The sequence below is a fragment of the Pseudoduganella rhizocola genome (assembly GCF_045984285.3).
Taxonomy (GTDB): Bacteria; Pseudomonadota; Gammaproteobacteria; order Burkholderiales; family Burkholderiaceae_D; genus Rugamonas.
Genome location: NZ_JBJQIK030000008.1, coordinates 101,558 through 121,234 on the forward strand (window position 1 = coordinate 101,558; position 19,677 = coordinate 121,234).

General features: G+C 65.8%; 14 protein-coding genes. 5 read left to right on the forward strand and 9 right to left on the reverse strand.

Annotated features, from left to right (window positions below):
* Positions 1 to 58 precede the first annotated feature (58 nt).
* The 3 genes from ACJRPG_RS17840 to ACJRPG_RS17850 are packed head-to-tail and all read left to right on the forward strand — an operon-like array spanning position 59 to position 5,357.
* On the forward strand, positions 59 to 1,156 hold the full coding sequence (locus tag ACJRPG_RS17840; protein ID WP_408001446.1) for an amidohydrolase family protein: 1,098 nt from the start codon (positions 59 to 61) through the stop codon (positions 1,154 to 1,156).
* Positions 1,153 to 3,828: an alpha-galactosidase gene (locus tag ACJRPG_RS17845; protein ID WP_408001447.1), complete on the forward strand. Its 2,676-nt coding sequence runs from the start codon at positions 1,153 to 1,155 to the stop codon at positions 3,826 to 3,828. The genes ACJRPG_RS17840 and ACJRPG_RS17845 overlap by 4 nt, the downstream gene beginning before the upstream one ends.
* Complete coding sequence (locus ACJRPG_RS17850) at positions 3,825 to 5,357, forward strand: DUF4832 domain-containing protein (RefSeq protein ID WP_408001448.1); 1,533 nt, start codon at positions 3,825 to 3,827, stop codon at positions 5,355 to 5,357. Before ACJRPG_RS17845 ends, ACJRPG_RS17850 begins: the two co-directional genes overlap by 4 nt.
* Positions 5,358 to 5,369: 12 nt before the next feature.
* Here the strand turns inward: ACJRPG_RS17850 and agaR are convergent, their stop codons facing one another.
* From agaR to ACJRPG_RS17875, 5 genes are read right to left on the reverse strand one after another with little or no spacing between them, the layout of a single operon-like run.
* Positions 5,370 to 6,137: a transcriptional repressor AgaR gene (agaR, locus tag ACJRPG_RS17855; protein WP_408001449.1), complete on the reverse strand. Its 768-nt coding sequence runs from the start codon at positions 6,135 to 6,137 to the stop codon at positions 5,370 to 5,372.
* Positions 6,138 to 6,194: 57 nt separating this feature from the next.
* Positions 6,195 to 7,172 (reverse strand): N-acetylglucosamine kinase, encoded by a 978-nt coding sequence (locus ACJRPG_RS17860; RefSeq protein ID WP_408001450.1) that lies wholly within the window; start codon positions 7,170 to 7,172, stop codon positions 6,195 to 6,197.
* Positions 7,156 to 8,340: an SIS domain-containing protein gene (locus ACJRPG_RS17865; RefSeq protein ID WP_408001451.1), complete on the reverse strand. Its 1,185-nt coding sequence runs from the start codon at positions 8,338 to 8,340 to the stop codon at positions 7,156 to 7,158. Before ACJRPG_RS17865 ends, ACJRPG_RS17860 begins: the two co-directional genes overlap by 17 nt.
* On the reverse strand, positions 8,334 to 9,644 hold the full coding sequence (locus ACJRPG_RS17870; protein ID WP_408001452.1) for a D-tagatose-bisphosphate aldolase, class II, non-catalytic subunit: 1,311 nt from the start codon (positions 9,642 to 9,644) through the stop codon (positions 8,334 to 8,336). The genes ACJRPG_RS17865 and ACJRPG_RS17870 overlap by 7 nt, the downstream gene beginning before the upstream one ends.
* Positions 9,645 to 9,646: 2 nt before the next feature.
* Complete coding sequence (locus ACJRPG_RS17875) at positions 9,647 to 10,597, reverse strand: EamA family transporter (RefSeq protein WP_408001453.1); 951 nt, start codon at positions 10,595 to 10,597, stop codon at positions 9,647 to 9,649.
* A gap of 210 nt (positions 10,598 to 10,807) precedes the next feature.
* Between ACJRPG_RS17875 and ACJRPG_RS17880 the strand changes: the two genes are divergently transcribed.
* Positions 10,808 to 12,739 carry an NPCBM/NEW2 domain-containing protein gene (locus ACJRPG_RS17880; RefSeq protein WP_408001454.1) on the forward strand — a complete coding sequence of 644 codons (1,932 nt, stop codon included), beginning with the start codon at positions 10,808 to 10,810 and terminating at the stop codon, positions 12,737 to 12,739.
* A gap of 33 nt (positions 12,740 to 12,772) precedes the next feature.
* Here the strand turns inward: ACJRPG_RS17880 and ACJRPG_RS17885 are convergent, their stop codons facing one another.
* Entirely contained in the window at positions 12,773 to 13,753 is a 981-nt protein-coding gene (locus ACJRPG_RS17885) for a TraB/GumN family protein (RefSeq protein ID WP_408001455.1), read from the reverse strand.
* A 77-nt stretch (positions 13,754 to 13,830) separates the two neighbouring features.
* Here ACJRPG_RS17885 and ACJRPG_RS17890 point away from each other — a divergent pair, with 77 nt between their 5' ends.
* Positions 13,831 to 14,964 carry a dienelactone hydrolase family protein gene (locus tag ACJRPG_RS17890; RefSeq protein WP_408001456.1) on the forward strand — a complete coding sequence of 378 codons (1,134 nt, stop codon included), beginning with the start codon at positions 13,831 to 13,833 and terminating at the stop codon, positions 14,962 to 14,964.
* Here ACJRPG_RS17890 and ACJRPG_RS17895 read toward each other — a convergent pair.
* From ACJRPG_RS17895 to ACJRPG_RS17905, 3 genes are all read right to left on the reverse strand, one after another.
* Entirely contained in the window at positions 14,961 to 15,782 is an 822-nt protein-coding gene (locus ACJRPG_RS17895) for a flagellin N-terminal helical domain-containing protein (protein ID WP_408001457.1), read from the reverse strand. The two genes, ACJRPG_RS17890 and ACJRPG_RS17895, sit on opposite strands and share 4 nt — an antisense overlap.
* Positions 15,783 to 15,873: 91 nt before the next feature.
* A complete protein-coding gene (locus tag ACJRPG_RS17900) occupies positions 15,874 to 17,478 on the reverse strand; it encodes a tetratricopeptide repeat protein (protein ID WP_408001458.1) in 1,605 nt (534 codons plus the stop codon).
* A 4-nt stretch (positions 17,479 to 17,482) separates the two neighbouring features.
* Positions 17,483 to 19,675, reverse strand: a complete 2,193-nt coding sequence (locus ACJRPG_RS17905) for a putative bifunctional diguanylate cyclase/phosphodiesterase (RefSeq protein ID WP_408001459.1) — start codon at positions 19,673 to 19,675, stop codon at positions 17,483 to 17,485.
* Positions 19,676 to 19,677 lie beyond the last annotated feature (2 nt).

The following is a 19,677-nucleotide window of genomic DNA, read 5'->3' on the forward strand; positions in this document are numbered from 1 at the left end:
AGGGGCTCCTGTGCACGGCATGGGGGCCCCACCTGCACTACTGAAAACTGGAATCCTGATGCGATCATCTTTTCTCTCCATTGCCGTCCTGCTGTCAGGGACGGCCTTTTTCTCTGCCCATGCCGCGGACCAGGCCAGCTACTCAATGGCCGACTACTCCCGCGTCGTAAAGATCGATGTGCACCTGCACCTGCACAACCCGGCGCCGGCTTTCATGGAAGCCGCGAAGCGCCAGAACTTCAAGGTGCTGACGATTAATGTCGACTACCCCGACTTCCCTCCCCTAGATGACCAGCAGCGCGTTGCCATCGCGCTGAAGAAGCGTTTCCCGCAGGACGTGGCATGGGCCGCCAGCTTCTCCGTCGACGGTTCCGACCAGCCCTCCTGGCTGCCCGCCACGCGCCAGCGCATTGCCGCGTCGATGAAGGCCGGCGCCGTCGGCGTGAAGGTGTGGAAGAACATCGGCATGAGCCTGCGCAGCACTGACAAGAAGCTGGTCATGATCGACGACGCCCGCTTCGCGCCGCTGTTCGAGGATTTCGCCCGCCAGGGCATCCCCTTGCTGGGCCACCAGGGCGAGCCGCACAACTGCTGGCTGCCGCTGGAGAAGATGACGGTCAATAACGACCGCGAATACTTCAAGGCTCACCCGCAGTACCACATGCACCTGCACCCCGAGATGCCGAGCTGGGAAACGCAGATGGCCGCGCGCGACCGCATGGTCGCGGCACATCCGAAGCTGCGCTTCATCGGCGTGCACCTGGCGTCGCTGGAGCGTGATGTCGACGAACTGGCTGCCTTCCTCGACAAATTCCCGAACGCGGTGGTGGACATCGCCGCGCGCATCGGCCAGGTGCAATACCAGAGCCAGAAAGACCGCGATCGCGTGCGCCGCTTCTTCATCAAGTACCAGGACCGCATCCTGTACGGCAGCGACATGGCGCAAGCGCCCGATCAGGACGGCGCCGCGATGGGCCGTGAAGCCGAAGAGGTGTGGCGCATGCACTGGCGCTATTTCAATACGGCGGACTCCTTCAAGGTTTCTGACCTCGACCAGCCGGTGCAAGGCCTCGCGCTGCCGCGCCAGGTAGTGGACAAGCTTTATCGCACGAATGCCCAACGCGCCTTCCCCACAGCCTGGGGAGGCAAGCGATGACCGCGCGCCGCGCCTTCCTCCAGTGGCTGGGCGCCGCACCGCTGGTAACGCAGCTTCCGTTCGCCCAGGCGGCGGAAGGCAAAGGCCATGTGCGCGTACAGGACGCCGCCGTGTCGCTGCAGTTCGACCAGCAGATGCGCTGCCGCGTCGTGAACATGATGGGCAGGCAGCCCGCTGCGCTGACCGGCTTCGACACCAGCGAACACCTGGTCGTCAAAGGCAAGCCGCTCGGGCGCTTCACGCTGCAGAAGGCGGATCCGGCCCGGGCCATGACGCCGTTCGGCGCCGGCCAGGCGCTGCGCCTTGCAGGCCGCTCGGCGGAAGGCATCGAGAAGCGCGTCACCGTGACGCTGCTCGACGAGCATCCCGGCCTCGCATTGCTGGAAGTGAGCTACGTGAACACGGGCAGCCAGCCGCTGGCCATTGAGGCCTGGGTGAACGGCGCGCACCGCCTGGCGGCGCCACCGCGCCATGCGGGCGGTTACTGGACCTACTCCGGCGCCAGCCATGCCGACCGGCGCGACTGGGTGCAGCCCGTCAAGCGCGGCTTCGAGCAGGGCAACTTCATGGGCATGAACTCGTCGGACTACGGCGGCGGCACGCCGGTCGCCGATGTCTGGCGGCGCGACGTCGGCCTGGCCGTGGGCCACTTGGCCCTGCAGCCGCTCCTGGTCTCCCTGCCCGTCAAGGCAGCCGGCGACCAGGTGGACATTTCGCTGCGCGGCGACGTGCCGCAGACCCTGGCGCCTGGCGCCACGTTCACCACGCCGCCCAGCTTCATCGCCGTGCACCGCGGCGACTTCTACGTGCCGCTGGACCGCTACCGCCGCCTGATGGCGGCGCAGGGCCTGGCGGCTCCCGAGCCGCCGCAAAGCGCCTACGAGCCACAATGGTGCGCCTGGGGCTACGAACGCGACTTCTCGCTCGACTATGTGCGCGCCACGCTGCCGAAGGTGCAGGAACTGGGCTTCAAGTGGGCCGTGCTGGACGACGGCTGGCAGGTGAAGACCGGCGACTGGACGCCCGACCTTTCCAAATTCCCGCGCGGCGCCGCCGACATGAAGGCGCTGGTGGCCGACATCCACGCGCGCGGCATGAAAGCGCGGCTGTGGATCGCGCCGCTGGCCGTGGCTCCCGGCAGCGACGAACTGCATGACCACACCGACCTGCTGCTGCTCGACCAGAACGGCGCCGCGCAGGACGTGACATGGTGGAACAGCTTCTACCTCTGCCCCGCCTACGAGAAGACGCAGGCGCGCCTGGCCGAGACCATCCGCATGATCATCGCCGACTGGGGCTTCGACGGCCTCAAGGTCGACGGCCAGCACCTGAATGGCGTGGCGCCCTGCTTCAACCCCAAACACAAGCACAAGCGGCCAGAGGAATCGGTCGAGGCAGTATCGGCCTTCTACAAGGTGATGCACGACACCGTGCATGCCATCAATCCTGAAGCGGTGCTGGAAGTATGCCCCTGCGGCACCAGCTACGCCTTCCACAACATGCCTTTCATGGACCAGGCGCCGTCATCCGACCCGCTGTCGAGCTGGCAGGTGCGCCACAAGGGCAAGACATTGAAGGCGCTCATGGGCCCATGGTCCGCCTACGCGGGCGACCATGTGGAGTTGAGCACCGGCGGACAGGACTTCGCATCCAGCGTGGGTATCGGCGCCGTGGTGGCTACCAAGTTCACCTGGCCGGTAGATCCGAAGCCCAAGGATTCCTTCCTGCTGACACCCGAGCGCGAGGCACACTGGCGCAAGTGGGTGGACCTCTACAACAAGCAGCGCCTGGCCGAAGGCCGTTACCGCGGCGATCTGTACGACCTGGCTTTCGACAAGCCGGAGACCCACGTGGTGGAACAGGGCGGCTCCCTGCACTACGCCTTCTATGCCGAACGCTGGGATGGCATGGTGGCATTGCGCGGCCTCGGTCCGGGCGTCTGGACGGTGCGGGATGCGCTCACCGGGCAGTCGCTGGGCAAGGTGACAGCCGACAAGCCTACGCTGCCCCTGCGCTTCACACATAGCCTGCTGATCGAAGCACAGCCCGAAGTTCCGGACACGCTGCCGGTGGCGTTCGCCGGCAAGATCGCGGAGGTAGGCGCGGACGGCTTCCCTCGCCCATCGCAATGGGCTGACGCACCGGCGACCTTCTTCCGTCACGACTGGCAAGGTAAGCCGCTCGCCGGTCCGCAGTCGACCCGTGTTCAGCTGCTGCGCGGCGCAGGCCACCTTTACCTGCGCTTCATCTGCAAGTTCGATACGCTGAACACCTTCGAGCACGCCGGATCGGAAACCGCCATCTGGCCACTGTGGGAACGCGACGTGGTCGAAGTCTTCCTGCAGGCGCCGGACCGCGCGGGCCTGAAGAGTTATCGCGAGGTGGAAGTAGCGCCCAACGGACTGCTGCTGGACATTGCCGTCGAAGTATCGGGCAAGCGCCGTATCGTCGGCGAGAGCCGCGCCAAAGCGCACATCGATGCCGGAAACAAGGTCTGGACAGCCGAACTGGCCGTGCCAATGGGCAGTGCAGACGAGGGCTGGCGCCTGAACCTGTTCCGCGTGGAGGGCTCGGGCCAGCGCCGTGTCTATTCGGCGTGGAGCCCGACCCGCACCGGTACGCCGGACTTCCACGTGCCGGCTGCCTTCGGCCGCCTGCTGCCCGCCGCATGATGCTGCCGCTTCCCCGCCCACGCCGCAGGCACCAGGGCTTCAGGCGCCTCGACTTGCTGGCCTGCGTCACTCTGGCGCTGCTTTCCGCCTGCGGTGGCACGAACGGCGCGGAGCAGGTGCCGGCAGCGCCGCAGGTGCCGCAGGTGCCAGAAGCGCCGCAGGTGCCGCAGTCGCCGCAGCATCCCGATACGCCAACGCCCTCTTCGGGCATGGCGGTCGAAACCACCTTCCTTGCCACCGGCGAGGAGATCGCCAATCCAGAGCGCGGCATGTACGTCTGGGCGGCGGACAATCTCGCCTCATGGACGCAGGCGCAAGCGGATGCTCAGTTCAAGGCCGGCTATCGGCTCGTCTATGCACCGGTGCGGCTCGACGCGTATGCCAACAGCACGCTGCCGGAGAGCGCACTCACCGGCTTGGCCGACGTCTTCGCAACGGCGCGGCGTGCGGGCCTGAAAGTCATTCCGCGTTTTCTGTATAACTACCCTGCCGGCGAAACCGAATACCGCGCAGCGAAAGATGCGCCTCTCAGCCGCGTCCTGCAGCACATCGCGCAGCTCAAGCCGGTGCTGGCGGCAAATGCGGATGTCATCGCGTATCTGCAGGCCGGTTTCGTCGGCGCCTGGGGCGAGTGGCACACCTCATCCAACAATCTCACCGCGCCCGCAGCGCGCACGCAGATCCGCAACGCGCTGCTTGCCGCACTTCCCGCCGGCAGATTCCTGCAATTGCGCTATCCGGGCTATCTGATGGAATGGTCGCCGCAGGCGCCGCAATGGCGCGACGGTTCCGCCGCCTCGCGCATCGGCGTGCATAACGACTGCTTCATGGCTTCTACCACTGATGTGGGCACCTATAGCGAAGATGCGGCGGTCCGCCAGCGCGAGCGCGGCTACGTTGCCGCCCTCTCGGCCGTAGCGCCCTTCGGCGCAGAAACCTGCAACCCGGCGGACGAACCCAATCCAACGCCGCGCACGGACTGCGCGGACATCGTGCGCGAAGGGCGCCAGTTTGGCCTGACCTATCTCAATGACAGCTACTACCGCGCCCTCTTCCACACGCGCTGGCAAGCGCAAGGCTGCATGGCCGAGGTAAAGCGCAGCATGGGCTACCGCTTCGAGCTGGTGGCGCTGCGGCACAGTGCCGCCGTCGCTGCCGGCCAGTCCGGCGAACTCACGCTGACCTTGCGCAACAGCGGCTGGGCACGCGCCTTCAATCCGCGCAGCGTGCAGGTTTTGCTCAGGCACCGCAGCAGCGGCGCCGTGCTGCGCATGGCGCTGGCATCAATCGATCCGCGCGAATGGCTGCCAGGCAGCACCAGCACAGTGACTGCGCCTTTTCTCGTGCCGGCAAGCACACCCTCAGGTACCTATGACATGCTGCTTGCCCTGCCGGATGGCGCCCCTTCACTGGCAGGCGATGTGCGCTACAGCGTGCGGCCTGCCAACGCAGAAGATGCCGCCAGGTCGCAGGGATGGAATGAAGAACTGGGAGCGTTCCGTACCGGGACAATGCTGAGCGTTCCCTAGGAACGCTGGCGCCTAATCGGCAATCAGCAGCTCGATGCCCGCATCGCGCAGGCCATCGCGGTACTGCGCGCTGAGATTGCCGTCAGTGATGATGGTATGCACGCGGTCGAGCTGCACGATGCGGTGCAAGCTGATGACGCCGAACTTGGAAGCATCGGCAAGGACGATGACCTTCCTGGCGCGGTCCACCATCTTGTGGTTCAGGCTCGCTTCGGGCTCATGGTGGGTCGTCAGGCCGAATTGCAGGTCGAAGCCGTCGACGCCGAGGAACAGCTTGTCGAAGCTGTAGGCCTGCAAGCAAGCCTCGGCCTGCAGGCCCTGGATCGACAGCGACTGCTTGCGCAGCAGGCCGCCGGTCAGGATCAGGTCAACGCCGGGTGCGTTGGCCAGTTCCCAGGCGATATTCAGGCCATTGGTCATCACGGTCACGTTCTGGGCTTCGCGCAGGTGGCGCGCCAGCGAGAGCGTCGTGGTGCCCGAATCGATGATGATGTTCTCGCCCGGCTTGACCAGGCTCGCAGCCAGCTCGCCGATGCGCTCCTTCTGCTCGTGATTCAGCGCATCTTTCTGCGACACCGTATGTTCGGTGGGCGGTACGCGCGCCAGCATGGCGCCGCCGTGGCTCCGGATGGCGAGGCCCTGCGCCTCCAGTGCGGTCAGGTCGCTGCGGATCGTTACCGCCGAAACGTTGAGCTGTTTAACAAGTTCGCTGACTTGCACCGAGGCGTTTTCGGTAAGTACCTTAAGGATGGTAGCGCGGCGCTGACCTGTTTGTCCCATGGCCGGACGGATAGTTAGAATAAAGTAGCAGCTTACCAGATTGCAGCAGGGCCGGCACTACTGTTTGGGGCCTTGCGCTGCAAGGCGTTCGAGCGCTTCGGCGGCGAGCGGCGTGCCGGCATTCAGCGCCGCATACAGCGCAGCGCCCAGCACCGGCGGCAGGCGCGGTGATACGACGCGGTATGCGCCGGCGCCGCTGGCGGCGAGCGCCCGCGCGAAAGGCGCGCGCATCGGCCCATCCGCGCCGAACAGGCCGCCGGAATAAGATACCGCCACTTCCGTCGCCGGATCGACACCGAGCGCGCCGCGCACCGCATCGACCAGGGCTGCCACTTCGGCGGCGGCCGACTCGATGATCGCAGCCGCCTGCAGGTCGCCCTGCGCTGCGGCCTCGGTGACGAGCCGCGACAGCGCAGCGATCTTGCTGCGCTCTCCTTTCAGTTCGCCGTACACGACCTGGCACAGGTCGAGATCGTCCTGCAATGCCAGGCGCTCGCGCATCAGCGCATGCAGGGGGCCGCGTTCCATGCGCCCGTCGCTCATGCGGGAAAACAGCGCCAGCCCGGCACGCGCGATCCAGTAGGCCGAGCCCTCGTCGCTGAACAACTCGCCCCAGCCGCCGGCGCGTGCGCGCTTGCCGCCGATTTCGCCATAGGCCATCGACCCGGTGCCGGCGATGACGCTGATGCCATCGGCGCAGGCCAGCGATCCGGCCCAGCTGCACACCATGTCGTTGCCGCACAGGTAGCGGCGGTGACCCAGCACGGCGAGCGGCAGCGCATCCAGCTGCGGCTGCACCGCGCGGTCTTCGCCATAGGCCGGCAAGCCGAAGAAGGCGAATTCGACCTGCTCCGCAGTGATGCCGGCCATGGCGAACAGCACCGCGCAGCCGCGCGCCAATACCGTGGCGGCGCCTTCCATGCCGACTTCGAGGTAGTAGGCGCTGCTTTCCTCGTGGCGCGCGAGGATGCTGCCTTGCCGGTCGACCAGCGCGAACGCAGTCTTGGTGCCGCCGCCGTCAACCCCGAGGAACACTGCTCTCTCCTGACAAAGGATAAATGGTAACACCGCGCACCACACGGTTAACGGTGCCCGAAACGCTCGGCGTGTCCGGGCGCAGCCCCAGCGCCAGCGATTGCAGCAGCGCGAAAGCCTGGCAGAACAGGATGTATGGCAGCGCCAATGCCAGGTCGGCGGCCTGCTCTGCGCCATGCAGCGTCAGGCAATCCGCGCCCAGTTCCGGCTCGTCCTGGGCGCTCAGCGCCAGCACACGGCCGGCGCGGCCATCGTTACGCAGCTCGCGCAGCAGGTCCATATCATAGCGGCGCGCCTGCGGGTCGTTCGACAGCAGCACCACGATCAGGGTGTTGGCATCCACGATGGTCTTGGGGCCGTGGCGGAAGCCCAGCGGCGAATCGAACAGCGCCACCACCTGGCCATCGGTCAGCTCCAGCAGCTTCAGCGAGGCTTCGCGGGCCAGGCCGCGCAGCGCATTGCTGCCGAGGTAGACCACGCGGCGGAAGCGGCGCGCCACCAGCGCTTCCAGCAGCGGCGATGCCGTTTCCAGCACATCGTCCGCGGCCGCCGAAGACGCCCCGGTGGCGCCCGGCGCCAGCACGCCGAAGGCGCCTGCCGCGGCCAGCATCATCGACGTGAAGCTGGTGGTCATGGCGAAGCCGCGGTCGTGCGTGGCATCGGGCAGCAGGATCACGTGGGCGTTACTGCGTCCCTGCGACAGCTGGCACAACTCGCCGTCGGCGTTACAGGTAATGACGAGGTGGTATACGTCATCGACCAGCTGGTCGGCCAGCTTGACGGCAGCCACGCTTTCCGGGCTGCTGCCCGAGCGGCCGAAGGACACCAGCAGCGTAGGCACATGCGGCTGCAGGAACTGGCGCGGGCCGGAGACCAGGTCGGTGGTCGGCACGGCTTCGGCGCGCAGGCCGGCGCCCAGCAGGGCCGGCACCAGGCATTCACCGATGAAGGCCGAGGTGCCGGCGCCGGTCAGCACAACGCGCAGGTTGGGGCGGGACAGCAGCGGGCCGAGAAACGCGTCGAGCGCCGCGCGCTGTTCCGCCACCAGTGCCTCGATCTCGGGCCAGACGGCGGGTTGCTGCGCGATTTCACGCGCGGTCAGGCCGGCGCCGGCGGCATCGAGCCGGTCGGCGCTGATGCCAAGAATGTCTCTCTGTGCTACTAACATGCTTCCAGCTCCTTGATTGCGGCGCCCGCATTGCAGGCTTCCATATACTGGCGCAGCACACGGGCCACGCCTTCTTTCAGTAAATCGACCGGCCGGTTGCGCACCCGCCCTTCGCGCACCGCTTCATATTGCGGCGGCAGGTATTGGCTCAGCAGGGTAAGCGGCGGCGCCTGATGCTCCAGGTTCTGCAGCAGCTGCGCCTGCGCCGCCTGGATGGCCGGATGCGGCCAGTAGTAGCGGATCCGGTCGCTCAGGCTGTATTGCTGGTCGAAGCGCGCGCGGCGCGCATCGCCGCTGTAGTACTTGCGCCAGTATTCCGGTTCGGCGCGCATCACTTCCAGCACCTTGTTCTTGAAATCCGATCCCTGGCCGTCGCCCAGCATCGCCGCCTCGATGTCGGCCAGCGCCCACAGCGTTTCGCGCAGCGCGAAAGTGGCGCCGGGGCCCACCTTGAGAATGGCGAAGTGGCCTGCGACCAGCGCGGCGAGGTTGGCGGGCGTCTGGTAATCCGTCGAATGCGCTTCGTAGAGCAGCGTAGGTTCGCTCTCAATAAAGCGGCTGAGCGCCACAGCCTTTTCAGGCTGGAAGTCGATCACCTTGTGGTGGTCAAATTCCACGCCGGGCTGCACCACAATTCCGATTACGCGCGGCCACACAGCATCCAGTCCGGCGGCGGCGAATGCGCTCCGGTGCGAGGCGATCGTCTTGGCCGCTGCCTCGGGCGTGGTGACGGCCAGCTCGCCCAGATCCTCATGCGCCCCGCCGGGCACCGGCACTTCGGTGCCGACGATGTAGACCGGCGCCTCGCCGCCTGCGGCGCGCCAGGCCCGCTCGGCAACGGCGCACAGGCGGGCGGCACGTACGGCCACCACCTCGTCCGGCAGCGGCACCGGATCGCCGGCGCAGGACATCGAGCAGTCGAGATGGATCTTGCGGAAGCCTGCGGTGACATACTGGTCGATCAGCACTTCGGCCTTGGCCATGGCCGCGTCGGCAGGCTCGCCTTGCCAGGCGTTCGGTCCCAAATGGTCGCCGCCCAGCAGCACGCGCCCGCGCGCCAGGCCGGCGCGGTCGGCGATGCCGTAGACGAAATCGCGGAAGCCGGCCGGCGTCATGCCGGTGTAGCCGCCATCCTGGTTGACCTGGTTCGAGGTAGCCTCGATCAGTACCCGCTGTTCCGGGCCCGCCGCCAGCGCTACTTCCATCGCGGCTTCGATCACCAGCGGGTGCGCCGAGCACACGGCAAAAATGCCGGCCGGTTCCCCGGCCTTGTGCCGGCGCACCAGGTTCAGTAAATAATCCATCGTCAAGCTCCTTGATTGGTTTCGTTTCCGTCGCTTGCGCCCTCATCCGGATTCAGCGAGAGAAACAGGGCCGCAGCCAGGGCCAGGCCGATGCCGGCCAGCCGGTAGCCGCCCGGCATCGATGCGGCCAGCGCCATGGCGATCACCGTGGTCAGCAGCGGTGCGCCCGCGTTCACCAGCGGCGACACCGTCAGCGCCTTGCCGTGCCGGAAGGCGTACACCAGCGTCAGCGCACCGACGGCGTTCAGGATCTGCGTGGCGGCGGCCAGCAGCGGCCCGCCCGGACCGTAGTTGATCGGCTGCGAGAAATCGGTCATCGCCAGCGCCACCGGTATGCACAGCAGCGCGCTGACGGTCATATAGAAGAAGATGCTTTCGGCATCCATGCTGGTATTGGCCAGCTTGATGAAATAAGCCTGCAGGCCCCAGGCCACCAGCACGGCCAGCGCCAGCACGAACCACAGGCCGTACTGCTGCGGGGCGCCGCCCGGCGTGTAGTCGAACAGCGGCAGCGCGCAGATCGCCAGCACAATGCCGGCGATGCCCATCGCACCGGTACGCTCGCGCAGGAACAGGAAGGACAGCGCGATCGTGATGACGGGCGACAGCGAAATCAGCGGAAAGATCAGGTAGGTCGGCCCGGCCTTGACCGCATAGAACAGCACCATCTGCCCGCCCGCACCCAGCAGGCCGATCACCATTCCATAAGCGATGGCGCGGCGGTCGCGGCGCACCTGCCAGCCCGAGCGAGCCAGCACGAACAGGGCCGGCGGCACCATGGTGAGCGCCCAGACGACATAGACCAGCGTTTCCGGAAAGCCGTGCTGTGTGGGCAGTCCCGCAAACGCGCCCCAAACGCCCCACAGCAGCGTAGTGGCCAGGGCGTAGCCGAGCCAGCGTGGCCGGCGTGCGCTGGCGCCCCGCTCAAGCGGCATGGTGGTCGTTGTCTTCATGGTGGCCTTGGCTCCGATTTGTGAACAGATCCGATAGTAACGAAATTATCGAACGAAATGTAGAAATCTTTCTAAATATTTTCGTTTTAGTTGTATTTTTTTCGTTTAAGGAGGGTTGCTTTTCTTTTTGACGTCTCTCGTTTACTATCTAAAGCCATAACATTTTCAGATTCCTTATCGGAGATTTGCATGCAAAAGCGCTGGCCTGGAATGAGTGAAGCCCCGAAATTCAGGGTTCTTAGTGGAGTTCTTGCTGCGGCAATCGCTTTATCGCTCACTCCGGCATGGGCCGGGCCGGCGGCCGATCCGCTGGCGCCCGCCGGCCGCTGGGAAGGCAGTGCCGGCGGCAGCGCCAGCACCCCGCCGATGGGCTGGAACAGCTGGAATGCCTTCCGCACCGAAGTCGACGAAGCGAAAGTCATGGGCGCCGCGCGCGTGCTGGTCGACAGCGGATTGGCCAAGCTTGGCTATATCTACGTTAACCTCGACGATGGCTGGTGGCTCAAGCGCCGCAGCGGCGATGGGCGCCTGCAGATCCGCACCGGCATCTTCCCGTCGGCGGCCACCGGCGGCCCGGACGGCACCAGCTTCAAGCCATTCACCGACCGGCTGCACGCCATGGGCCTGAAGGCCGGCATCTATACGGACATCGGCCGCAACGCCTGCTCGCAAGCCTACGACCTGCATTCCCCCAATCTGCCGGAAGGCACGACCGCCGAGCGCGAGGTAGGCCTCGACGGCCACGTCGAGCAGGACATCAGCCTGTATTTCAAGGAATGGGGCTTCGACTACATCAAGATCGATGCCTGCGGGCTGGCCGATTTCGTGCCGGGTTCCGATCTGGTGAAACGCCAGGACTACCGCGCCATGGCGCCGCTCATCGAACGCGGCTCGATCAACCGCACCGACATCGCTGCCGTGAAAGGCCGCTACGAAGCCGTTGCCGCCGCGCTGAAGGCGGCGCGGCCGGCCAGGGACTATGTGCTGTCGATCTGCGCCTGGGGCATGGCGAACGTGCGCAGCTGGGGCAAGGACGTCGGCAACCTGTGGCGCACCAGCGCCGACATCACGCCAAGCTGGACCAGCATGCTGCACAACTTCGACAGCGCCGCGAAACGCCCGCTGTATGCGGGGCCGGGCCACTGGAACGATCCCGACATCCTGCACATCGGCCATGGCGAATTTGACGCCGCCCATCCGGTCGAAGTGCGTTCCCACTTCTCGCTCTGGGCAATGATCAATGCGCCGCTGCTGGTCAGCTATGACTTGCGCAATGGGCCTGCATCATTCCTCGACGTGCTGGGCAACGCCGACGTGGTGGGACTGAACCAGGACAAGGCCGGCCACCAGGGCGTGGTGGCCTACGATTCCGACGATGCGCAGATCATCGTCAAGACGCTGGGCGACGGCCAGCGCAAGGCTGTCGCGCTGTTCAACCGCGGCGCAGCACCGGCGCCGGTGACTTTGCTCGCCAAACACCTGAAGCTGTCGGACAACGCACCGGTCACACTGCGCGATCTGTGGTCGAAGCAAAGCCTCACTTTCACCGGCGAGAAGGCATTTACGCTGGCGCCACACGAGACGCTGGTATTCGAAGCGACTGGCAAGCGGCAGCTGGAAAACGGCGTCTACCTCTCCGAGATTCCCGGCGCAATCAACGTCGCCATCGACGGCACCCGGCAGCCACAGCTCGACCCCAGCATTCACCGCATGATCGACCCATGGTCCAACACCCGCTCCGGCGGCTCCCGTCCCCAATACGCAGGCTGGGGCGGGGCACAGGCGGATACCACCCCGTACGGCCAGACCCTGCAAGTGGCGGGCCAGTCGTTCGACTCGGGGATTGGCGTGCTGTCCAACTCGCGTCTTCAGGTAAGGAACGATGCCGGCTATGCGCAGTTCACAGCCTCCGTCGGTGTAGATGACTCAACCGAAAACACTGGCCAGCCCCTGCGCTTCTACGTTTATGGCGACGGCAAGCTGCTGGCCGAAAGCCCGGAGCTGGCATTCGGCAGCAAGGCGCACCGCCTGAAGGCCGATATCCGGGGCAGGAAAGTCATCGAACTGGTGGTGCGGGATGCAAAATCCGGCAAGGCGCAGCCCGTGGTGGCAAGCTGGGGAGATGCCCAGTTGACGCGCTGATCCGCAGGCGTTTTGCTGCGCCTGTCCATCGGCTCATTCAGGCGGCTGGACTGAATAACCCTTGGTCTTCAGCGCGGCGATATAGCCGTCGGGGTCAACGATATCGCGTAGCTGGAGCACTGCGAATGTAGAGCGGTTGGCCGCCAGCGCGCGCTCGGCGGCATTCAGCCAGGATTCCCGCATGCGTTGTTCCATGGAGTGGAAGCTGGCCTGCTCTTTCATGAACTGGCTGTTGTATACGGCATCGCGGCAGGAATTCTCGCGCTCTGCAAAATTCAGCTTGAGGATCTCGCCGATATCGCCAACGGCCCAGGCGTTGGCGCGCGTACGCAGCGTATCCAGCTCGCCCTCAAGCTGGTCCAGCGTTTTGCGGAAACACGCCACGTCTTCCAATGGCGACTTCTTGAATTCCTTGAGCATGCGCGAGGGGTCATCCAGCGCCAGCGTGATGGTCGTTTTCGTGACCGGCACCTTGTTCTGTTTGGCGAGCTTCTCAATGCGCTCACGCACTTCCTTATCCGTACCGAGACCAATCTTGCCGAGCGCACGGCGATGCAGTTCGTCTGCCGCAAACAGCGGCCGTTCCCGTTCAATGCCGCTGTCGTCGCCAATGTATTTCTGCTTGAGTTCCAGCCAGCGCGCGTAGACGTCCGCAGGCAGCACTTCCTTCAGTTCCGCGCCGTCAGGATTTTTCTTCAGGCCGATCATCTGCGGCAGCAGGGTCAACCCCTTGAAGAACCCGACGTCGGCACGCGCATTTGGCGGCAGCAGATACTCCTGCGATTCCGCGAGTATCTTTTCCACCTCGCGCGAGCGCCACTCCATCTTCCTGGGCAGCGGCGCGTAGCTGCCGAACACCCACAGCACATGATCGCCCTTACTCACCTTCCACAAGCCCGGGCCCGGCTTCTGGCCCACCACCACGATCTGCTCGGAAGGTTTTTCGGGCTCGGCATCCTGCGCAAATGGAGAGGATGCTGCGAGACTCAGGAGAATGGCTGCGGCAATTTTCATGATCAAATTTTACCTCACCCCTTTCGACTCAAGCAGCGGCCGCATGTGCGATCATTGAATTTTCCAGCCGAAGATCGATGATGATGCGCTACCTCCTCACTGCCATGGCACTCAGCATTTCCGCCGCCGCGCCTGCGCAGGATTACCAGCATGAAGGCGTGCGCGATGCGCTGCCGGTCTATCAGCAGGCGCTGAAGAAGCGCCTGGCGTTCCCGATGGCGTGGTCGCAGGATGTGCACGACCTGCCGGCCTGGCGCGCCGCCGGCCGCGCGAAGCTGTGGGAACTCACGCTGCAGCCGCGCGATAACTCGCCCTTTGTGCCGCAGCTGATTGCGGAGCAGGACCGGGGCAGCTATGTGGCGCGCCAGGTCGTATTCAACCTCACCGCCGAAAGCCGGGTGCGCGCGCTGCTGCTGGTGCCGAAAGCGGCGGGCAGGCATCCCGCGGCGCTGATGCTGCACGACCATGGCGCGAAGTTCGATATCGGCAAAGAGAAGCTCATCACGACTTGGAACGATCCCGCGCGCGAGGCCTCGTCGATGGCATGGGCCGGGAAGAGTTTCTCCGGCCGCCTGCCGGGCGATGCGCTGGCCCAGCGCGGCTATGTGGTGCTGGCGGTGGATGCCCTGGGCTGGGGCGACCGCGGTCCGATGACGGCAGACGCGCAGCAGGCGCTGGCGGCTAATATGTTCAACCTGGGCAGCTCGATGGCGGGCGCCATGGCGGCGGAAGACGTGCGCGCCGCCGCCTTCCTCGCCTCGCTGCCGGAAGTCGATACGCGCCGCGTGGCCGCCATCGGCTTTTCGATGGGCGCCTTCCGCGCCTGGCAGGTGGCCGCGCTGTCCGATGATATCAAGGCCGTGGTGGCGGTGAGCTGGATGGCGACCACGGAAGGCCTGATGGTGCCGGGGAATAACCAGCTGCGCGGCTCCTCCGCCTGGCAGATGCTGCATCCCGGCCTGCTGCGTTATATGGACTTCCCGGACGTGGCCAGCCTTGCCGCGCCCAAACCCGCGCTGTTCTTCACCGGCGCGCAGGACAAGCTGTTCCCTCTGCACTCGGCCGAACAGGCTTTCGCGAAAATGCGCCGCGTATGGCAGTCCTGGGATGCGGAGGCGAAGTTCGATGCGCGCGTGCTGCCCGGCGGCCACGTGTTCCCGCGCGAAGCGCAGGATGCCGCCTTCGACTGGCTGGAGCGCCAGCCCTACTAGATGCTGCGCAGCAGGTTGAGGATCAGGCGCGGCTGGGAGTTGGCCTGCGCCAGCATGGCCATCGCCGCCTGCTGCAGGATCTGGCTACGCGTGAGCCGCGCGGTCTCCGCCGCGAAGTCGGTATCGAGGATGGCGGAACGGGAAGCGGCCAAGTTCTCGGCCATCGTGGCGTTATTACTGCTGGCGTAGCCCAGCCGGTTCTGCATCGCGCCCATGCGCGCGCGCACCATGTCGATATGCAGGATCTGCTCGTCGAGGAAAGTCAGCGCCTTGGTGGCGTCGGCATGCGAGGTCAGGTCAATGGAGGTCGGATTGTAGCCGTCGGCGTCCACATGGAAGATGGACGGTATGCCCAGCTGCAGCAGGTCCCCCGCATTCGCCCCTATCTGCAGGTGTGAGCTGAAGCTCCCGTCCAGCAGACTGATGCCGTTATAGTTGGTGTCCTCCACCATGCGCTTCGCTTCCAGCAGCAGCGCCGAAGCTTCGAGCTGGATCGCCATCCGGTCCTGCGCATTATTGGTATCGCTCGCCGCCTGCACGGCCAGCTCGCGCACGCGCTGGAAGATGTCGGTAATGGTGCCGAGCGCGCCTTCGCCGGTCTGGAGCAGCGAGATGCCGTCATTGATGTTGCGGTTCGCCTGCTGCATGCCGCGCAGCTGGGAGCCCATGCGCTCGCTGATCGCCAGGCCCGCCGCATCGTCGCGCGCAGAGCTCATGCGCAGTCCGCTGGACAGGCGGCGCAAGCTGTCGGCGACGTCCATCCCGTGGCGCTCGATGGCGCGCAGGGCGAAAAGCGCGGGCGTGTTGGTAAGCTGCATGGCGTGTCCGTGGCTGGCGGACAAAGCGCCGCTCTACCCTGTTAACGACAGGAAAGCAGAGAACTTAATCACCAATTGTCACAGCGGGGATTCAAGCGGCGGCCAGTTCCTGCCCGGCCCGGGCCGCCGCCAGCTGCGCCGGCGCCAGGCGGGCCGCGGCCTGCGCCAGGTAGCGCACCGCGCCGGGCATGCCCTGGCGTTCGGCTTGCGCCAGCCAGTGCCAGGCCTGGGCCGCATCGGCCGCCACGCCCTGTCCCGACAGGAACATCAGCCCCGTATTCAGCTGGGCGCGGCCATGCCCCTGTTCGGCGGCCCGCAAGTACCAGTGGAAGGCCTGCACGAAATCGCGCGCCATGCCCTGCCCGCTGTCGCAACGCAGCGCCAGCGTGAACTGCGACAGGGTGTGGCCGTTTTCGGCCGCCTTGCGGTACCAGTGGTTGGCGCGCACCGTGTTCGGCGCCGGACCGTCGTCGCGGTCATAGAGCTGGCCCAGCATGTACTGGGCGGCCGCGTAATCCTGTTCGGCGGCGCGCGAATACCAGCTCAGGGCCTTGCGCAGGTCGCGCGGCAGACCCTGCCCGTTTTCATAGCGCAGGCCGAGGTCGAACTGCGCGCGCGCGTGGCCCTGCTCGGCGGCCTCGCGGCACCAGCGGATGGCCTCCTGCGTATCCTGCGGCACGCCTTCGCCCGCCTCGTACAGCAGGCCGAGATGGTATTGCGCGGCCGGGAAGCGCTGCTCCGCCGCCTGGCGGTACCAGTGCGCGGCGCGCGTGGCATCGGCCGCCACGTCCTGGCCGTGCTGGTAGCGCTGGCCCAGGTTGTTCTGTGCCGCCGCATGGCCCAGCTGCGCGGCGGCGCGGTAGCACTCCATCGCGCGTTCGGGATTGCGCGGCACGCCGCTGCCGTTGTCGTAGATCAGCGCCAGGTTGAAATGCGAACTCACATGGTCCTGCGCGGCGGCGCGGCGGTACCAGTGGATGGCCTGGCGCGTGTCCTGCGGCACGCCGTCCCCCTTGTCATAGCGCAGCGCAAGGTTGAACTGCGCCGGCGCATAGCCCTGCTCGGCCGCCTTGCGGTACCACTGGATGGCCTGTTCCGGATCGGGATCGATGCCATGCCCGTTGTCGTAGCGCAGCGCGAGGTTGAACTGCGCGCGCGCATAGCCCTGCGTGGCGGCCTTCTGGTACCAGTACAGGGCTTGCGCATAGTCCTGCGGCACGCCCTTGCCGGTGTCGTACATCATGGCGAGGTTGTTCTGCGCGCCGGCATCGCCCTGTTCCGCGGCCTTGCTGAACCAGAAACGCGCCTGTTCGGTATCCTGCGCCACGCCCTGGCCCTTGGCATACAGCCAGCCCAGGTTGTACTGCGCGGCCGCATAACCTTTTTCGGCCGCCATCTGGTACCAGCGCGCTGCCTCGCACAGGTCGGCGTCCACGCCCTGGCCCTTCTGGTACATCACGCCCAGGTTGTATTGCGCGTGTTCTAGGCCGGCATTCGCGGCCTGGCGGTACCAGGCCACGGCCAGTTCCTCATTGCGCGCCACGCCCTTGCCGTGGAAGTACATATAACCGAGGCTGTGCTGCGCAGCAGGATTGCCGCGTTCAGCCTGGCCTTTCACGCGCAGGAATTCGGCGGTGTAGCTGCTGTTGTCGACGGCAGCGGCGGTTTTGGCGACGAGGGCTTCGGTGACGATCATGGGCTTATGCCTGCAGGGCGCGCGGCGCGGCCGCTTGCGGTGCGATGCGTTCCTGCGCGGCCAGCACGTCCATGAAGGCGCCCAGCGAAATCGGACGGTGGAACAGGTAGCCCTGCATGGTGCTGCAGCCGTTGGCCTGCAGGTAGCGCGCCTGCACTTCCGTCTCCACGCCTTCCGCCACCAGGTGCAGGCCGAGCCCGCGCGCGATCGAGATGATCGCCAGGATCACCGGGTAATGCCCGCTTTCGTCGTGGATCTCCTTGACGAAGCTCTGGTCGATCTTGATGGTGTGGATCGGGAAGCGGTGCAGGTAGCTCAGCGAGGAATAGCCGGTACCGAAATCGTCGATGGCGACCGACACGCCCAGCTGGCACAGCTTGTTCAGCTGCTCGATCGCATACTGCGGATTGCGGATGCAGATGTTCTCGGTGATCTCCACTTCGATCTGCGCCGGCGAGATGTTGTAGCGCGTGAGCGCGCCGCGCATCTTCTCGAAGAAATCGCCGCGGTCCAGGTATTGCGGCGACAGGTTCAGCGACAGGCGGATGGTGTCCGCGCCGGCCTGCTGCCAGTGCAGCAGGTCGCGGCACAGGGCGCCGATCATCCAGTCCGAAATCGGCAGCATCAGGCCGTTCTCTTCGGCGAAGGGCAGGAACTCGCCGGCCGACAGCAGGCCGCGCTGCGGATGGTTCCAGCGCATCAGGCCTTCGGCGCCGATGATGCGGCCGCTCGCCACGTCGAGCTGCGGCTGGTAGTACATTTCCAGTTCGCCGTGTTCCAGCGCCTTGCGCAGCGCCTGTTCCAGCGCGATCTTCTGGTGCGACACGTCCTGCATCGAGGCGTGGTAGAAGCTGTGGCCGTTCTTGCCCAGCGCCTTCACCTGGTACATGGCGATATCGGCGTGGCGCAGCAGCTCGTCGATGCTTTCGCCGTCGCTCGGATAGACGGCGATGCCGATCGAGGCCGAGATATGCACCACATGGCCATCCAGGTCGAAGGGCTTCTGCAGCGTTTCCAGGAATTTTTCGGCAATGACCTTGGCGTCGTTGCGGTCGCGCAGTTCCGGCAGCACGATGGTGAATTCGTCGCCGCCCTGGCGCGCCAGCGTGTCGCCCTTGCGCAGGCAGTCCTTCAGGCGTGCGGCGGCCTGCTTGAGCAGCTCGTCGCCCTTCACGTGGCCCAGCGTGTCGTTGACCAGCTTGAAGCGGTCCAGGTCGATGAACATCACGGCCAGTTCGGACAGTTTGCGCTTGGCCTGGATCACGGCCAGGCCCAGGCGGTCCTTGAACAGCACGCGGTTCGGCAGGTCGGTCAGGATATCGTGGTAGGCCTGGTAGGAGATGGTTTCCTCGGCGCGCTTGCGGTCCGTGATGTCGCGCGCCACGCCATAGGTGCCGAAGAATTCGTGCTTGCGCACCGCATTGTCCGGCACGTGCATGCCGATCGCGTTCAGCGAAATCGTCATCAGCGTGTTGTTGAAGGTGCGCTCGGCGCTGCCGATGGCCGTCTTGCACTTCAGGCGCAGCTCCACATTGCGCGAGGCGCGCTGGTCCACGCGGCGCTCGTTGAAGGCGTAGCGCGCCTTCTCCTGGTCCTCGTCGTGCACCACCAGCGAATAATGCTTGCCCAGCAGCTCGTCGCGCTCGTAGCCCAGCAGGGTGGCGGCGCGGTCGTTGACGAAGGTGAATTCGCCGGCGTGGTTCAGGGTGTAGATGAGGTCCGGCGAGCTGTCCACCAGGTAGCGGTACATCTTCTCCGAATTTTCCAGGCGCTGCGTGATGGTGTGGTTGTCGACCTTCAGGCGGCGCTTCTGCAGCGCGTTGTCGACGGTCTTGATCAGCTCTTCCGGGCTGTAAGGCTTGCGCAGGTAGTCGTAGGCGCCGCGCTTCAGCGCGCCGATCGCGGAATCGATGCCCACTTCGCCGGACATCACCACCACGTCGCAATCCATCTCGCGCGCATTGATCACGTCCATGATGTCATGCCCGCTCATGTCCGGCAGGCGCAGGTCCAGCAGCACCAGGTCGAACTGCAGCTTGTCCAGCTGGGCCAGCGCGTCGGCGCCGGTGGCCGCCGTTTCGAGGTGGTAGCCGCGGCCGGACAGCAGCGCATGCAGGGAGGCCAGCAGGCGCGGTTCGTCGTCGACCAGCAGCAGGCGCGGATAGAAGGCGGAGGCGTCGTTCGGGGTCAGGATCATGG

What these genes read in the sequence shown, in the direction of transcription:
- ACJRPG_RS17865 (WP_408001451.1), bottom strand. Translation starts at nt 8,340, where the DNA reads ATGTTAGTAGCACAGAGAGACATTCTTGGCATCAGCGCCGACCGGCTC.
- ACJRPG_RS17900 (WP_408001458.1), bottom strand. Translation starts at nt 17,478, where the DNA reads ATGATCGTCACCGAAGCCCTCGTCGCCAAAACCGCCGCTGCCGTCGAC.
- ACJRPG_RS17875 (WP_408001453.1), bottom strand. Translation starts at nt 10,597, where the DNA reads ATGAAGACAACGACCACCATGCCGCTTGAGCGGGGCGCCAGCGCACGC.
- ACJRPG_RS17905 (WP_408001459.1), bottom strand. Translation starts at nt 19,675, where the DNA reads ATGATCCTGACCCCGAACGACGCCTCCGCCTTCTATCCGCGCCTGCTG.
- agaR (WP_408001449.1), bottom strand. Translation starts at nt 6,137, where the DNA reads ATGGGACAAACAGGTCAGCGCCGCGCTACCATCCTTAAGGTACTTACC.
- ACJRPG_RS17895 (WP_408001457.1), bottom strand. Translation starts at nt 15,782, where the DNA reads ATGCAGCTTACCAACACGCCCGCGCTTTTCGCCCTGCGCGCCATCGAG.
- ACJRPG_RS17885 (WP_408001455.1), bottom strand. Translation starts at nt 13,753, where the DNA reads ATGAAAATTGCCGCAGCCATTCTCCTGAGTCTCGCAGCATCCTCTCCA.
- ACJRPG_RS17840 (WP_408001446.1), top strand. Translation starts at nt 59, where the DNA reads ATGCGATCATCTTTTCTCTCCATTGCCGTCCTGCTGTCAGGGACGGCC.
- ACJRPG_RS17890 (WP_408001456.1), top strand. Translation starts at nt 13,831, where the DNA reads ATGATGATGCGCTACCTCCTCACTGCCATGGCACTCAGCATTTCCGCC.
- ACJRPG_RS17880 (WP_408001454.1), top strand. Translation starts at nt 10,808, where the DNA reads ATGAGTGAAGCCCCGAAATTCAGGGTTCTTAGTGGAGTTCTTGCTGCG.
- ACJRPG_RS17870 (WP_408001452.1), bottom strand. Translation starts at nt 9,644, where the DNA reads ATGGATTATTTACTGAACCTGGTGCGCCGGCACAAGGCCGGGGAACCG.
- ACJRPG_RS17850 (WP_408001448.1), top strand. Translation starts at nt 3,825, where the DNA reads ATGATGCTGCCGCTTCCCCGCCCACGCCGCAGGCACCAGGGCTTCAGG.
- ACJRPG_RS17845 (WP_408001447.1), top strand. Translation starts at nt 1,153, where the DNA reads ATGACCGCGCGCCGCGCCTTCCTCCAGTGGCTGGGCGCCGCACCGCTG.